The sequence below is a fragment of the Morganella psychrotolerans genome, assembly GCF_001676055.1.
GTDB lineage: Bacteria > Pseudomonadota > Gammaproteobacteria > Enterobacterales > Enterobacteriaceae > Morganella > Morganella psychrotolerans_B.
The window spans coordinates 38234-54397 of sequence record NZ_LZEX01000005.1; the positions used below are offsets into that span (position 1 = coordinate 38234).

At 48.6% G+C, this 16164-nt stretch carries 10 protein-coding genes and 3 pseudogenes; 9 read left to right on the forward strand and 4 right to left on the reverse strand.

The window, feature by feature from the left end; all coding sequences use genetic code 11:
- Nucleotides 1–796: 796 nt before the first annotated feature.
- The 4 genes from AYY17_RS05860 (at nt 797) to AYY17_RS05875 (ending at nt 5411) form a co-directional block, all read left to right on the forward strand.
- A complete protein-coding gene (locus AYY17_RS05860) occupies nt 797–2179 on the forward strand; it encodes a glutamate decarboxylase (RefSeq protein WP_067422159.1) in 1383 nt (460 codons plus the stop codon).
- A 65-nt stretch (nt 2180–2244) separates the two neighbouring features.
- A complete protein-coding gene (gene gadC, locus AYY17_RS05865) occupies nt 2245–3726 on the forward strand; it encodes a putative glutamine/gamma-aminobutyrate antiporter GadC (RefSeq protein ID WP_067399325.1) in 1482 nt (493 codons plus the stop codon).
- Entirely contained in the window at nt 3723–4652 is a 930-nt protein-coding gene (gene glsA / locus AYY17_RS05870; protein WP_067422161.1) for a glutaminase A, read from the forward strand. Before gadC ends, glsA begins: the two co-directional genes overlap by 4 nt.
- 96 nt (nt 4653–4748) lie before the next feature.
- Nucleotides 4749–5411 carry a MarC family protein gene (locus tag AYY17_RS05875; RefSeq protein ID WP_067399332.1) on the forward strand — a complete coding sequence of 221 codons (663 nt, stop codon included), beginning with the start codon at nt 4749–4751 and terminating at the stop codon, nt 5409–5411.
- 79 nt (nt 5412–5490) lie between these two features.
- On the opposite strand, the gene gyrB is transcribed toward AYY17_RS05875, so the two are convergent.
- From gyrB to dnaA, 4 genes and pseudogenes are all read right to left on the reverse strand, one after another.
- A complete protein-coding gene (gene gyrB / locus AYY17_RS05880; protein ID WP_067422163.1) occupies nt 5491–7905 on the reverse strand; it encodes a DNA topoisomerase (ATP-hydrolyzing) subunit B in 2415 nt (804 codons plus the stop codon).
- Nucleotides 7906–7932: 27 nt separating this feature from the next.
- The gene (recF, locus tag AYY17_RS05885; RefSeq protein WP_067422165.1) at nt 7933–9015 is read right to left on the reverse strand and encodes a DNA replication/repair protein RecF; all 1083 of its coding nucleotides are present in this window, start codon (nt 9013–9015) and stop codon (nt 7933–7935) included.
- Nucleotides 9016–9018: 3 nt separating this feature from the next.
- Nucleotides 9019–10119 carry a DNA polymerase III subunit beta gene (gene dnaN / locus AYY17_RS05890; protein WP_067369032.1) on the reverse strand — a complete coding sequence of 367 codons (1101 nt, stop codon included), beginning with the start codon at nt 10117–10119 and terminating at the stop codon, nt 9019–9021.
- Nucleotides 10120–10123: 4 nt separating this feature from the next.
- A pseudogene (gene dnaA, locus AYY17_RS05895) lies at nt 10124–11529 on the reverse strand (chromosomal replication initiator protein DnaA).
- Nucleotides 11530–12303: 774 nt separating this feature from the next.
- Between dnaA and rpmH the strand changes: the two are divergent.
- The 5 genes and pseudogenes from rpmH to mnmE all read left to right on the forward strand — a co-directional run bounded on the left by rpmH (nt 12304) and on the right by mnmE (nt 16152).
- Nucleotides 12304–12444, forward strand: a complete 141-nt coding sequence (rpmH, locus tag AYY17_RS21115) for a 50S ribosomal protein L34 (RefSeq protein ID WP_004393543.1) — start codon at nt 12304–12306, stop codon at nt 12442–12444.
- Between the two features lie 18 nt (nt 12445–12462).
- Nucleotides 12463–12823 (forward strand): annotated as a pseudogene (rnpA, locus tag AYY17_RS21120) (ribonuclease P protein component).
- Nucleotides 12787–13044 carry a membrane protein insertion efficiency factor YidD gene (gene yidD / locus AYY17_RS05900; protein WP_067399341.1) on the forward strand — a complete coding sequence of 86 codons (258 nt, stop codon included), beginning with the start codon at nt 12787–12789 and terminating at the stop codon, nt 13042–13044. The pseudogene rnpA and the gene yidD overlap by 37 nt, the downstream one beginning before the upstream one ends.
- A gap of 2 nt (nt 13045–13046) precedes the next feature.
- Nucleotides 13047–14669 (forward strand): membrane protein insertase YidC, encoded by a 1623-nt coding sequence (gene yidC / locus AYY17_RS05905; protein ID WP_067422167.1) that lies wholly within the window; start codon nt 13047–13049, stop codon nt 14667–14669.
- Between the two features lie 119 nt (nt 14670–14788).
- Nucleotides 14789–16152, forward strand: a pseudogene (gene mnmE / locus AYY17_RS05910) (tRNA uridine-5-carboxymethylaminomethyl(34) synthesis GTPase MnmE).
- Nucleotides 16153–16164: the final 12 nt, after the last annotated feature.

The following is a 16164-nucleotide window of genomic DNA, read 5'->3' on the forward strand; positions in this document are numbered from 1 at the left end:
TTGCGTTTTTTTCCGTAAACTTGCCGTTATTGCTCTCAGATAGCAGAACAACATCATACAGAACACCTTTTATAAAATTAATCAGTCTTATTTCGGGTCAGGTATATTTTGTGAAAAACTCCATTTTATATTTGTGGTGGAAACATCTCCCGGTAAAGGCTTTTTTAGCTCATCAACTACGTATTTATCCTGTGTTTTCTGCTTTTCACTGTTATTTAATCAGTAAAGGCGGAGTTTCCTGAAAGTGTTTAATCTGAGTAATTTTTATAACCGGTTTTATTTAACCCGGGGTTTGCTTGTTTTCTATTCAGGTAAGATTAATTTATTCCTGTTTTTGACTGTTATGCGGGATGTATTTTCACGCCGGTTGTCATAATTCCTTAATCAGATAAATTAATGTTTTATCTTTGTTTTTTCATTGTCCTGATATGGGTTGTTTATTTCTCATTCTATATTTATTTCCTTTTAAGATAAATAACATAAAAAATAATAATACATGGTCTGCTTGTGAGTTTGAGGTTTGCTTGGTTTATAAGCTAATCTACTTAGTGTCCATTCGGTTTTTAGTGTGATTTTTATTTTTTACACTCTGAATACCCCGGGATGCATGCAGATAAAAAACGAAGACATTCGGGAGTATAGATAAGCTATGTGACGGATTGTGCTTTATGTAGTCAATACCCGGGCATCCTGAAGCAGAACGGGTATATATCTGCATGTCATTAATCACCGGATATTACCGGTGAGAGATGTTAATTATTTTTAATGGTTAATAAAAGGGAAGTGAGGAAAAATTATGTCTCTTCATGCTGTGAAAACAAAGAATAGTTCAGATTTTATTGACATTTATGCGTCAGCGGATGCGGATACAAAATTACCTAAGTATACGATCCCTGAAGAGAGCAGTGATCCCCGGATTATCTACAGTGTTGTGCGTGATGAGCTGTTATTGGATGGTAACTCACGCCAGAACCTGGCGACATTCTGTACGACCTGGGTTGAAGATGAAGTTAAACAACTGATGACAGACAGTGTCGATAAAAACATGATCGACAAAGATGAATATCCGCAAACAGCTGAAATAGAAAGTCGCTGTGTGCATATTATTGCTGATCTATGGCATTCACCCCGGGCTGAAGACACTATCGGCTGCTCCACAACCGGGTCCAGCGAAGCGGCCATGCTTGGCGGACTGGCGATGAAATGGCGCTGGCGCAAAAAACGCGAAGCGCAGGGTAAAGATACAACAAAACCGAATATGGTGACCGGGCCGGTTCAGGTGTGCTGGGAAAAATTTGCCCGTTACTTTGATGTGGAAATCCGTCAGGTGCCGCTGAAAGGTAATGCATTAGGTATGCAACCCGCTGATTTACGTGAGTATTGTGATGAAAATACTATCGGCGTAGTGGCAACGCTCGGGGTAACGTTTACCGGTATTTATGAACCGGTGGAGGCGCTGGCAAAAGAGCTGGATGCCATTGAACGCGATACCGGGCTGGATATTCCGCTGCATGTGGATGGCGCCAGCGGCGGGTTTATTGCACCGTTTATTCAGCCGGAACTGGTATGGGATTTCCGTATTGAGCGCGTGAAATCAATTAACAGCTCAGGACATAAGTACGGTTTATCACCTCTGGGTGTGGGCTGGGTTGTCTGGCGCAGTAAAGAGGATTTACCGGAAGAGCTGATTTTTAGTGTGGATTATCTCGGCGGTAATATGCCGACGTTTGCCCTGAACTTCTCCCGGCCGGGCGGGCAAATCATTGCTCAGTATTATAACTTCCTGCGTCTTGGTCGTGCCGGTTATACCAAAATCCAGCAATCCTGCGCGGATACAGCACAGTGGCTGGCTCAGGAACTGGATAAACTGGGGATTTTCGAACTGGTTTATAACGGACACGGCGGATTACCGGCAGTTGCTTATAAACTGAAGCCGGAAGTCACGCAGTTCAATCTCTACGACCTTTCTGACCGTATCCGGGCGCGTGGCTGGCTGATTGCCTCTTATCCGCTGCCGGCTGACAGAGAGAAAACCATCGTTCAGCGGATTATGATCCGCCATGGTGTCAGCCGTGATTTGGCTGCACTGTTGCTGGATGATATTAAGCGGGCTATCGATCACTTCAGGCAAAATCCGGTGGTGAAATCTACGGCGAAAGCGACTTTCCATCACGGCTGACCAAACAGCTCCTCCGGCAGATGAATTGCCGGAGGCTCTCCTTTATGTTTCTTCCGGGGTGTTTTATGGTTGATAACGCAATAAAAAAACCGTCTGTTAACACAGCGAAGCTGACTGTCGGAACACTTATCGTCATGAATATTGTGGCGGTGGTCAGTCTGCGCGGGTTGCCCGCTGAAGCAGAATACGGGCTGAGTGCGATTTTCTATTATCTCTTTGCTGCGGTGTTCTTTTTGATCCCTGTTTCATTAGTCGCAGCGGAACTGGCAACCGGCTGGTCAGAAAAGGGCGGTGTATTCCGCTGGGTAGGGGAAGCATTTGGTCCCCGTCTGGCATTTCTTGCGATGGCAATGCTGTGGATTGAAGTGACAGTCTGGTTCCCGACCGGGCTGACATTTGGTGCTGTTTCCCTTGCCTTTATCGATCCGCATCAGACGTTTGATGAAGCATTGGCGGCAAATAAATTCTTTGTGCTCGGCATAGTCTTGTTTATCTATTGGCTGGCGACCTTTATTGCGTTTAAAGGTGTCGGTGCATTTGCCAAAGTATCAAAATGGGGCGGGATTATCGGGACAATTGTTCCGGCTATTATCCTGATTGTTCTTGGATTTTCCTATATTTTCAGTGGGCAGACACCGCAGATAGATCTTGCCTGGGATCAGGTTCTGCCTGATTTTTCCAACTTCGATAATATTGTTCTGGCAGCCAGTATCTTCCTGTTTTATGCGGGTATGGAGATGAATGCAATCCATGTGAAAGATATTGAGAACCCGACAAAAAACTACCCGAAAGCGATTATTCTGGCGGCCGGCGGGACAGTGGCTATCTTTGTGCTGGGAACACTGGCTATCGCGTTTATTATTCCTCAGTCAGAGATAAGTCTGACGCAGAGTCTGTTGGTTGCGTATGACGATATGTTCCGGTGGGCGCATATTTCGTGGATGGGGCCGATTGTGGCGTTTATGTTGGCGATTGGCGTGCTGGCAAGTGTGGTGACGTGGGTCGCGGGTCCGTCTTCCGGGCTTCTGGAAGTGGCGAAAGCAGGATATCTGCCGCACTGGTTTCAGCGCACCAATAAAAACGGAATGGCGACACATATTCTGCTGGTGCAGGCCGTGCTGGTGTCATTGCTTGCGGTACTCTTTGTGGTGCTGCCATCCGTTCAGGCAGCGTATCAGATCCTCAGCCAACTGACTGTTATCCTTTATCTTATTATGTATATGCTGATGTTCAGTGCGGCGATTTATCTGCGTTTCAGTCAGCCGCAGCGCGCCAGACCTTACCGGATCCCGGGCGGAAATGCCGGGATGATTATCCTCGGCGGCATGGGGCTTCTCGGCTCACTGACGGCTTTCCTGTTCAGTTTTATTCCGCCGGCGCAAATTGCGGTCGGCAGCCCGCAAGTGTATGTCGGCTCGCTGATCGGGTTAACGGTACTGTTTGTTCTGCTTCCGTTTGTGATTTATCAGATCCGCAAACCGGGCTGGCGTGACCAAAACAGTGACTTCGCACCATTCACATGGGAAAACAAAGGAAAATCATCATGACGGACTTAACCGCAATTAAGCAGGCCGTTGATAATGCCCTGACTCAGTTTCATAAAACGCCGGGCGGTGCGAATGCAGATTACATTCCGTTTCTGGCAAATATCCCGTCTGATCTCGCGGCGGTTGCCGTTGTGACAGCGGCAGGCGATATTATCAGCAGTGGTGATGCCGGTTACCGTTTTGCCATCGAATCCATTTCCAAGGTTTGCACGCTGGCGCTGGCGCTGGAAGATATTGGTCCGAAAGCGGTTCAGGATAATATTGGTGCTGATCCTACCGGGCTGCCCTTTAACTCAGTCATGGCGCTGGAGCTGCATAACGATAAACCGTTGTCGCCGCTGGTCAATGCAGGAGCCATTGCGACAGTTAGTGCGGTTCAGGCAAAATCTGCAGATGAGCGCTGGCAGAGAATTTTAACTATGCAGCGCCGCCTGGGATCTGACCAGATAGCGCTGTCAGATGAACTTAATCACTCGGAGCAAACGACAAATTTCCATAACCGGGGAATATCGTGGCTGCTGTATTCGGCACAAAATCTGTATTGTGATCCGATGGAGGCCTGTGATGTTTATACGCGCCAATGCTCCACGTTACTGACAACCATTGAGCTTGCAACCATGGGGGCAACGCTTGCCGCGCACGGGCGCAACCCGGTTACCGGTGAGCAGGTACTGGATCCGGCGCATACACCGTATATTCTCGCAGAAATGACAATGGAAGGGTTGTATGGTCGCTCCGGTGATTGGGCGTACACCGTCGGGCTGCCGGGGAAAAGTGGTGTCGGCGGAGGGATCCTGGCCGTGGTTCCGGGTGTGATGGGAATTGCGGCATTTTCTCCGCCGCTGGATGATGACGGGAATAGTGTCCGTGGGCAAAAAATGGTGGCATCTGTCGCGAACGCGCTGGGATATAACCTTTACCGGTAATAATGGCAGATGACTCTGGTATCTTTCTGAGCGTGATTGCAGGCACGCTTATTTTCTGTTTGGTTGCCGGTTACCTGAGAAAATGGAATCTGAAAGATGAATGTATGGTTCGATAATATTCTGCTTAATTATGTGACTTTCCTGTCACTGTTCAGTCCCCCGGCGACCATAACCGCAGCCACAATTATACTGGGCCGGGTTGATCGGGGGATACTGTGGCAAATTGCATGGAAAATTGCAGCAGGATATACACTGGTCATGCTGGTGGTTATCTGGTTAGGTAACTGGTTACTGACGGCTCTGGGACTAAGCGCTGATGCGCTGACCGTAACAGGCGGAATTGCATTACTGTCTCAGGGATGGCCGATGCTTATTCGTGGTGTCAAAGAGGAGCACAGTGATATTCCGGTCAACGTTACGCCGCCGAAAGATATCATGAGGCTGGCGATGGTGCCGTTGCTTTTCCCGCTGTCTATGGGGGGGGGAACTATTGCTGTCGGTATTTCTCTGGCGGGGCATAGTGATTCGCTGTCCGGACTGCTGCAGCTTTCCGTTGTTATTCTTATGATGCTGCCTACTGTTGCCCTGACTTTTCTGGCGACAGGACCACTTCACGGGCGTTTATCCTCCGGTGTTATGGATACGCTGGCCCGAATCTCAGGCATTATTCTTGTTACATTAGCTATTCAGTTATTGATGTCCGGATTACTCAATATTATTGCGGATAAACTGAAACTCTTTCCGCAAATTACGGGGTAAATGTGTTGAGGTTATTCAGGACGAATCGCAGATAAAAATAAAGCCCGGAAATCCGGGCTTTATTTATGAAGAGAGGGGGTTATACGTCGATATTTGCTGCTTTCAGGGCATTCTCTTCAATAAAGGCACGACGCGGCTCGACATCATCACCCATCAGTGTGGTGAATAAGTGGTCGGTTGCAATCGCATCTTTCACTGTAACCTGGAGCATACGGCGGCTTGCCGGATCCATCGTTGTTTCCCACAGCTGGTCAGGGTTCATTTCACCCAGCCCTTTATAGCGCTGTACAGAAAGACCGCGACGCGACTCTTTCATCAGCCAGTCCAGCGCCTGTTCAAAGTTGCTGACGTTCTGACGGCGCTCGCCACGGACAACATAAGCACCTTCTTCGATAAGACCACGGATTAACTCACCTAATTTTGAAATACGGGCGTATTCACTGCCGTGGATAAACTCGAAATCAAGGTTGTAATCCGTATCCACACCATGAGTACGGATAGTCAGTACCGGCTCAAACAGCTGGCGCTCTTTATTTTCCGCAATGGTGTAACTGTAGGTACTGCCGTGCTCTTCGTGCTCAGTCAGACGCGCGACCAGGGTTTTCGCCCACTCATCCACCTGCGGCATTGCCATCAGTGCGGATTCTTCCAGCTTCGGCTGGTATACCAGGCTGTTCAGCAATGCAGACGGATAGAGACGTTCCAGACGACGGATAATTTTGTGTGCGGCATTGTATTCGTGCAGCAGTTTTTCCAGGTGTTCACCCTGAATCGGTGCGGCGTTTTCATTTACATACAGTGCGGCATTATCCAGTGCGATAGAGACCTGATATTGTTCCATCGCTTCATCATCTTTGATGTACTGTTCCTGCTTACCTTTCTTCACTTTATACAGCGGTGGCTGTGCGATATAAACATAACCACGCTCAATGATTTCCGGCATCTGACGATAGAAGAAGGTCAGTAACAGCGTACGGATGTGTGAACCATCGACATCGGCATCGGTCATGATGATGATGCTGTGATAGCGCAGTTTGTCCGGGTTGTATTCATCACGCCCGATACCACAGCCGAGAGCAGTGATCAGTGTGGCAACTTCCTGAGACGCAAGCATTTTATCAAAACGCGCTTTTTCGACGTTCAGAATTTTCCCTTTCAGCGGAAGAATTGCCTGGTTCTTACGGTTACGCCCCTGTTTTGCAGAGCCGCCCGCAGAGTCCCCTTCCACTAAGTACAGTTCTGAATGTGCGGGATCGCGTTCCTGACAGTCAGCCAGCTTACCCGGCAGACCGGCTAAATCCAGCGCACCTTTACGGCGGGTCATTTCACGGGCGCGGCGTGCAGCTTCACGGGCACGCGCGGCATCAATAATTTTACCGACAATAATTTTGGTATCGTTCGGGTTTTCATCCAGATATTCAGACAGTTTTTCGTTCATGATGGATTCAACAGCCGTTTTCACTTCTGAAGAAACCAGTTTATCTTTTGTCTGTGAGGAGAATTTCGGATCCGGTACTTTCACTGAAATTACCGCCACCAGTCCTTCACGGGCATCATCCCCGGTGGTACTGACTTTGGATTTTTTATTCAGACCTTCTTTCTCAATAAAACTATTGAGAGTACGGGTCATTGCCGCACGGAAACCGGCGAGGTGAGCTCCGCCATCGCGCTGAGGGATGTTATTGGTAAAGCAATATACGTTTTCCTGGAAAGAGTCATTCCATTGCATGGCGACTTCGACATTAATGTCATCTTTCTCAGTAGAAAAATAGAAAACGTTATTATGAATAGAGGTTTTGGCGCGGCTTAAATACTCCACAAAGGCTTTGATACCGCCATCATAGTGGAAATGGTCTTCTTTGCCGTCACGCTTATCAATCAGGCGGATGGATACACCGGAATTCAGGAATGAGAGTTCACGCAGGCGCTTGGCCAGAATATCATACTGGAATTCGGTTTCTGTTTTAAAGGTATCCATACTTGGCCAGAAACGCACGCGGGTACCGGTTTTGTCGGTTTCACCCACGACAGTCAAACGACCCTGCGGTTCGCCATGGCTGTAAATCTGCTCGTGAACTTTCCCTTCACGGCGGATAACCAGTTCCAGCTTTTCAGACAGGGCGTTAACAACCGATACCCCGACGCCGTGCAGGCCTCCGGATACTTTATAAGAATTATCATCGAACTTCCCGCCGGCATGCAGAACCGTCATGATAACTTCTGCGGCGGAGACACCTTCTTCTTCATGGATCCCGGTCGGGATACCACGGCCGTCATCCTGTACGGAGACTGAATTATCATTGTGAATTGTCACAACAATATCTTTGCAGTAACCGGCTAAGGCTTCGTCGATAGCGTTGTCAACAACCTCGAAGACCATGTGGTGTAAACCGGTGCCGTCATCGGTATCACCAATGTACATTCCCGGGCGTTTACGTACCGCATCCAGCCCTTTTAATACTTTGATACTTGAGGAGTCATAAGTATTCGACATCAACGTTTCCCGCTTATCTAATCCTGATTATTGAACCTGTATTTTACCTTTTTCCACGAAGAACAGACGACTATTTTCATCCGCCATATCCGTCACCTGTTCAGGTGTGATAGCGCTGACGAAAACCTGTGCTTGCGTGGCTTTCAGCCGGTGTGCCAGTAAAAGGCGACGTCCTGCGTCGAGCTCGGAGGCAAAATCATCAAGCAGATACAGGCATTGCTGCCCGCTCTGACGGGTGAAATATTCACCCTGTGCTAACCGCAGCGCACACATAAGTAGTTTTAACTGACCGCGTGAAAGTAAATCTTCCACCGCCACTCCGTCTGCCCTTATCCGTAAATCCGCTTTGTGCGGGCCGGAGGCGGTATACGTAAGTGAGCGGTCACGTTCAAACTGGCGCTGAAGCAGCTCTGAATAATCGGTCTCTTTCTCCCATCCGCGCTGGAAAGAGACGCTCAGTGAAAATTCAGGTAAAAACTGCTGACAGGTCTGCTCAATATCCTGAGCAATCGCTGTCACATAATTTTCCCGCCACTGGCTGACTTGCGTCGCAACCGGAATCAGTTGCTGATCCCAGTGACGGATCTGACTGTAATTCGACACCTGACGAAGTGCGGCATTGCGCTGTTTCACCAGGCGTTTTAAATCACTCCACACCGCAAAAAATTGTGGTTCGTTGTGAAAGCATCCCCAGTCAATAAATGCACGACGGAATTTCGGCCCGCCATTGAGCAGGGTAAAACCTTCGGGGGTGATTAATTGCATTGGCAGTAATTTTGCCAGTTCTGCAATTTTGTGCCCGTCAGTCCCATCAATACGGACTTTGCTGTCACCCAGCCGGTTTTTACTCAGACCAACATTGGTGGCTCTGTCTGTATTTTCCTGATTTAATTTCCCGTGAAGAATAAATTCTTCATTTTCATGGCGGATAACCCGACCGGCCTGAACTGACCGGAACGCTCTGCCATGACCAAGAGTATAAATGGCTTCCAGAACACTGGTTTTGCCGCTGCCGTTCGGGCCGATTAAAAAATTAAACCCGTTTGACGGCGACAAATCCGCGTTTTCGATATTACGAAAGTCGCGGATAAGTAAACGCGAAAGGATCATATATTACAGACGCATCGGCATTACAACATACGCGGCTGCATCACTGGCGGCGTCTTCAATTTGAACACTGGACGTCGCATCTGTGAGTTTAATTGATACATTTTCGCATTTTAATGTGTTAAGGACATCGAGGACATAACTGACATTGAAACCGATTTCCATTTCAGTGCAGGGATAGGTGACATCCACGATCTCTTCGGCTTCTTCCTGTTCCGGGTTGTTAGCTGTAATTCTGAGTTGGTTATCACTCAGGTAAATACGAACCCCGCGGAATTTCTCGTTCGACAATATTGCCGCCCGTGAAAAAGCCTGCTTCAGCATATCACAATTTGCCGTCAGGGTTTTGTCCGGGTTTTTCGGCAGAACACGGCGGTAGTCCGGGAAGCGGCCATCGACCAGTTTCGAGGTAAAGATAAACCCGCCGACATGAGCGCGGATATTATTACTGCCGATTTCCAGTTTCAGCAGTGTTTCCCCGCCGTCCAGCAGGCGCATCAGTTCGATAACCCCTTTGCGCGGCACAATAACCGAATGGTCCGGTAAATCCTGTCCGATATCCAGTGAGCAGACCGCCAGGCGGTGTCCGTCGGTAGCGACAGTACGCAGGACCGATCCGCTGGTTTCGAACAGCATGCCGTTTAAGTAATAACGGACATCCTGATGAGCCATGGAAAACTGAGTGGATTCAATCAGGCGTTTGAGTGTCGCCTGCGGCAGAGAAAACGTTACATCACTCTGCCAGTCATCCAGGTTCGGGAAATCCGATGCCGGTAAAGTGGAGAGAGAGAAACGACTGCGCCCTGAGCGGACGAGCAGACGGTCGCCATCCAGTTCAACACTGATTTGCGCACCATCCGGCAGACCGCGCCAGATATCCAGGAATTTCCGTGCCGGTACCGTGGTTTCGCCGTTCTCATGTGGCTGAACCAGGGGAACCCCGGCCATCATTTCCATCTCAAGGTCAGTCCCGGTGAGATGCAATACGCCATCAGAGACTTTCAGCAGTAAGTTACCCAAAATCGGTAGGGTCGGGCGACCGCCCAACGGACTGCTGACCTGTTGCAAGGGTTTTAACAATTGCTCACGTTCAATGATAAATTTCATAGCGCTATGATGATAATGTCCGGATTAGGTTAGAAAAATCTTCTTTGATGTCGTGACTTTCTTCACGCAGCTGCTCGATTTTACGGCAGGCGTGCAGAACGGTGGTATGGTCACGGCCACCAAAGGCATCCCCGATTTCAGGTAAGCTGTGGTTTGTCAGCTCTTTTGCCAGCGCCATCGCCATCTGGCGCGGACGGGCTACGGAGCGTGAGCGGCGTTTGGAGAGCAGATCCGCGATTTTAATTTTATAATATTCAGCGACCGTTTTCTGAATATTATCAATCGTGACCAGTTTCTCCTGTAGTGCTAACAGATCCCGCAGGCTTCCCGTACGAAATCAATGGTGATCGCCCGGCCGGTAAAATTGGCATTGGCAATCACCCGGTTTAGTGCCCCTTCGAGTTCACGGACGTTGGAACGCAGGCGTTTGGCGATAAAAAAAGCGACTTCATCCGGTAACTGGATGTTGTTTTCATCGGCTTTTTTCATCAGGATAGCAACCCGTGTTTCCAGCTCCGGTGGCTCAATAGCAACTGTTAATCCCCAGCCGAACCGTGATTTCAGACGGTCTTCCACCCCGTTTATTTCTTTCGGGTAGCGGTCGGAGGTCAGGATTATCTGCTGATTTCCTTCGAGCAGGGCATTAAAGGTATGAAAAAATTCTTCCTGAGAACGTTCTTTATTGGCAAAAAATTGAATGTCATCAATAAGTAACGCATCAACAGAACGGTAATAACGTTTGAATTCTTCGATCGCGTTGTTCTGCAGTGCTTTGACCATATCCTGAACAAAACGTTCTGAGTGCATATAAACCACTTTGGCGTTGGCTTTATTTTCCATAATGCTGTTGCCGACGGCATGTAATAAGTGGGTTTTACCCAGACCGGTTCCGCCATACAGAAAAAGCGGGTTATAAGCGCCACCCGGGTTATCCGCCACCTGACGGGCAGCTGCACGCGCCAGCTGGTTTGATTTACCCTCAACAAAGCTGTCAAAGGTGTGTTTCGGGTTGACGTTTGAACGGTAAGCAACGTCCGGTTGTGTGCCGCTGTCATCCCAGCTGGGGCGCAGTGCGGGCCGGGTATCGCGGGAAGGCTGTTTCATCGTCCGTGATGCAGGGATACGTCTTTCTTGTGTTTCCTGAGTCTGCGGTGCAGCGGTTACCGGCTTATTACCGACTTCAAAACGCAGCAACGGAATGTCATTTCCGCAGAAATCGGACAGGAGGGCATTGATATTATTAATGTACTTCTCCCTGACCCAGTCGAGAACAAACCGGTTAGGGGCGTACAGAGCCAGAGTATCATCATTCAGCTCAGCCTGAAGGGGGCGTATCCACATACTGAATTCTGTGGCAGGTAATTCATCCTGCAAACGGGCAAGACATTGCTGCCAAAGCGAAAGAGACACGGTGAACTCCCCTAAACAAGACCAGTCAAAGAAACGAAATAAGATTTATCACGCAGACACAGCACATACAGACATGTTGTTGCATGCTTTAACGGACACTTTTAATGATACAAAGTGAGGCTGTGTTAAGGACGATCTTCCGCCGCGCTGACGATCAACGTCCGGGTGAAAAAGATCGTGACGACGGATCATATCGCAAAAGCGGGATAAGATCTTCATCCTTTTGCACAGTTTTCCTGGTTTTTATCCACAGGGGCTGCCAGCCCGTCCGGAGTGGGATCCAGCCCCAAAGTATAGCGAATTTCCGGCAGAGAATACAGCAGTCAGATTCCGCTTGGGGATAAGTTATAACGAATTATCCCCGGCGGGGATAAATCCTCCTCCGATCTGAGGTGGATCGAAAATACACGGATCGCAGATCGATCCTTGCGCTTTGCCCGGGAGTCCGTATAATCTTGCTCCCTGTGTGCTATATTGTTGCGTTTGTTTACCGGAAGCTGTCAGCCGGTGAGTGTCGTGATACATACAGGCAGGTTATGGGTAAATGCAAATATGTGCAGAAATCTGTGTTGGAGCGACATCTTTGATTGACGAACAGGCCCGGATTTTATTACAATCCCGCATCTTTCCATATTGATGTTGCGATAAGGCACAGAGGTTACCACTCATCGTGTTAACTGTTTCAGTAACTGGGCATGTTTCAGTCTCTGGATTTACTGTTTGCTGACGCGTTTACTAAATCAGTAATAATTTAAAGTTTAGGTAGAAACCGCTATGAAACGCACTTTTCAACCGTCTGTACTGAAGCGTAACCGCTCCCATGGTTTCCGCGCTCGTATGGCAACTAAAAATGGTCGTCAGGTTCTGGCTCGCCGTCGTGCAAAAAGCCGTACTCGTCTGACTGTTTCTAAGTAATAAAGCTAACCATCTCACGTGGTCAAGCTAGCTTTTCCAAGGGAGTTACGTTTGTTAACTCCCAAGCATTTCAACTTTGTTTTCCAGCAACCACAGCGGGCAAGTACTCCTGAAATAACACTTCTGGGACGCCGTAATGAGCTGGAATATCCCCGCATTGGTCTTACCGTCGCGAAAAAAAAACGTTAAACGTGCTCACGAGCGTAACCGGATTAAACGGTTAACGCGCGAATTCTTTCGTCTGCATCAACATGAGCTGCCCGATATGGATTTTGTGCTTCTGGTAAGAAAAGGGGTATCGGAGTTGAGTAATCGCGAGATTACGGAGGCATTGGGCAAGCTATGGCGCCGTCACAGTCGCTTGGCGCACGCTTCCTGATCCTGTTAATCAGAGGTTACCAGCTGGTGATTAGTCCGATGCTGGGGCCCCGTTGTCGCTTCACACCAACATGCTCACAATACGGAATTGAGGCATTGCGCAGGTTTGGTATGGTAAAAGGCGGTTGGTTAACGGTGAAACGCGTATTAAAATGCCACCCTTTACACGAAGGTGGTGATGATCCTGTCCCACCTAAAAATGATGATAACAGAGAACATTAACGATGGATTCGCAACGTAATCTTCTATTCATCGCTTTGCTACTCGTATCCTTCTTTGCATGGCAGACGTGGGAAAGTGATAAAACACAAACACTCAACGCGGCTACTCAGGCAACGCAGCAGACGACAACGCCAAGTGGTGAAAGCAGCGGGCAAAATAAATATATCACGGTCAAAACAGATGTGCTGTTACTGAACATCAATCTGCGCGGTGGTGATATTGATGAAGCCGACCTTCTGGCTTACCCGGCAACATTAAAGTCCGAAGACCCGTTCCGTTTACTGGAAACGACACCTGAATTCGCCTATCAGGCAGTCAGTGGCCTGACCGGTACACATGGCCCGGATAACCCGAATAACAGCAAAGAGCGCCCATTGTATACCGCAGCGGGTGACACATTTGTGTTAGCTGAGGGACAGGATGAGCTGCGCGTTCCGCTGACATATACTCAGGATGGTGTCACTTATGTGAAAACCTATACCCTGAAGCGGAAAAATTACGCACTCAGCGTTGATTACACCATCAAAAATGACACCGCGAATCCGCTGGAAATGGCATTTTTTGGTCAGTTAAAACAGTCTGTTAGTTTACCTGAACGCTTAAACAGTGGCAGCAGTAACTTTGCTCTGCACACGTATCGCGGTGCGGCGTATTCGTCTGAAGAGACAAATTACAAAAAATACAGCTTTGGTGATATCGAAGAAAAATCACTGAATATCAACACCAACACCGGTTGGGTGGCGATGTTGCAGCAGTATTTTGCTACTGCGTGGATCCCTGAAAAAAATACCACAAATAACTTCTACACCCTGTATAACGCTAAATCCGGTGATGCATTTATCGGCTATAAGAGTGATGCAATCCGTGTGGAAGCAAACGGTGAAGCGAAATATAACGCCACACTGTGGGTGGGTCCTGAGTTACAGAATGAAATGGAAGCCGTTGCTTCTCACCTGGACTTAACAGTAGATTACGGCTGGTTATGGTTTATTTCACAACCACTGTTTAAGTTACTGAAATTTATCCACAGCTTTATCGGTAACTGGGGTTTCTCCATTATCGTGATCACCTTTATTGTCCGCGGTATCATGTATCCGCTGACCCGTGCGCAATACACCTCTATGGCAAAAATGCGTATGCTTCAGCCTAAGCTGAAAGCAATGCGTGAGCGTATTGGTGATGATAAATCGCGTATGAGCCAGGAAATGATGGCGCTGTACAAAGAAGAGAAAGTGAATCCGCTGGGTGGTTGCTTACCGCTTGTCATCCAGATGCCAATCTTCCTCGCATTGTACTATATGCTGATGGGCTCGGTTGAATTGCGTCATGCGCCGTTCATCGGCTGGATCCATGACTTATCCGCACAGGATCCGTACTACATTCTGCCTATTCTGATGGGTATCACGATGTTCGTGATTCAGAAACTGTCTCCGACGGCAGTGACGGATCCGTTACAGCAGAAGATTTTCACCTTTATGCCGGTGATCTTTACTGTCTTCTTCCTGTGGTTCCCGTCTGGTCTGGTTCTGTACTATATCGTCAGTAACTTAGTGACCATTCTCCAGCAGCAGATTATTTATCGCGGGCTGGAAAAACGCGGGCTTCACAGTCGCGACAAAAAATAAGTGACTGGCCGGCAGGGAATATCTGCCGGTCTATAGTAATATTTAAGGGCGGTCATATTGACCGCCCTTATTATTTATCACACGGTAAGAAAAGAGAGATTGTTATGAATAACGTTGAAATTCAGAGCACCGATACCATTGTGGCACAGGCAACACCACCCGGGCGTGGCGGCGTCGGGATCCTGCGTGTATCCGGACCGCAGGCGGTACAGGTGGCTCAGATTGTTTTGGGTAACTTCCCAAAGCGCGTTATGCCGATTATCTGCCTTTCCGTGATGAAACCGGCAATATCCTGGATCAGGGGATCGCGATTTTCTTCCCGGGACCGAATTCTTTTACCGGGGAAGATGTACTGGAGCTCCAGGGACACGGCGGGCCGGTTATCCTTGATTTATTGCTTAAACGTATATTACTTATCGATAATATTCGTATTGCCAATCCCGGTGAATTTTCTGAACGGGCATTTCTCAATGACAAACTGGATTTAGCCCAGGCGGAAGCCATTGCCGATCTGATTGATGCCAGCTCAGAGCAGGCCGCGCGTTCTGCGATGAATTCATTGCAGGGCGCTTTTTCCGGGGAAGTCCACCAAATGGTGGAAGCACTTACTAACCTGCGGATCTATGTGGAAGCGGCGATAGATTTTCCCGATGAAGAAATCGACTTTCTCTCTGACGGCGTGATTGAGGCAAAGTTAGATACCGTGATCGCTCATCTGGAACGTGTTCGTTCGCAGGCTCGTCAGGGCAGTTTACTGCGTGAAGGTATGAAAGTGGTGATTGCCGGGCGCCCGAATGCCGGGAAATCCAGTTTACTGAATGCACTGGCTGGACGTGAAGCGGCGATTGTGACGGCTATCGCGGGAACCACCCGTGATGTTCTGCGCGAACATATTCATATCGATGGTATGCCGCTGCATATTATTGATACCGCGGGGTTACGTGAAGCCGGTGACGAAGTCGAGCGTATCGGTATTGAGCGGGCATGGCAGGAAATCAGTCAGGCTGACCGCGTTCTGTTTATGGTGGATGGCACAACGATTGATGCGCAGACACCAGAGCAAATCTGGCCTGAATTTATGGCGCGCTTACCGGCAGGTATTCCGGTGACGGTGATCCGCAATAAAACCGATATTACCGGGGAATCTACCGGTATGACGGAGCTGAACGGACATACGCTGATTAAGCTCTCTGCCCGCGAAGGTCTTGGGATTGATTTGCTGCGCGATCATCTGAAAGTCACGATGGGGTTTGAAGGAAATACCGAAGGGGGATTTCTTGCCCGCCGCCGACATTTACAGGCACTGAACACTGCCGCAGAACACCTGATATCCGGTCATGAACAGTTAGTGGTCGCTTGCTCCGGTGAATTACTGGCAGAAGAGCTGCGCCTTGCTCAGCTGACGCTGAGTGAAATTACCGGCGAATTTACTTCTGATGATTTACTCGGTCGCATTTTCTCGAGTTTCTGTATTGGTAAGTGATTGATCAGATAT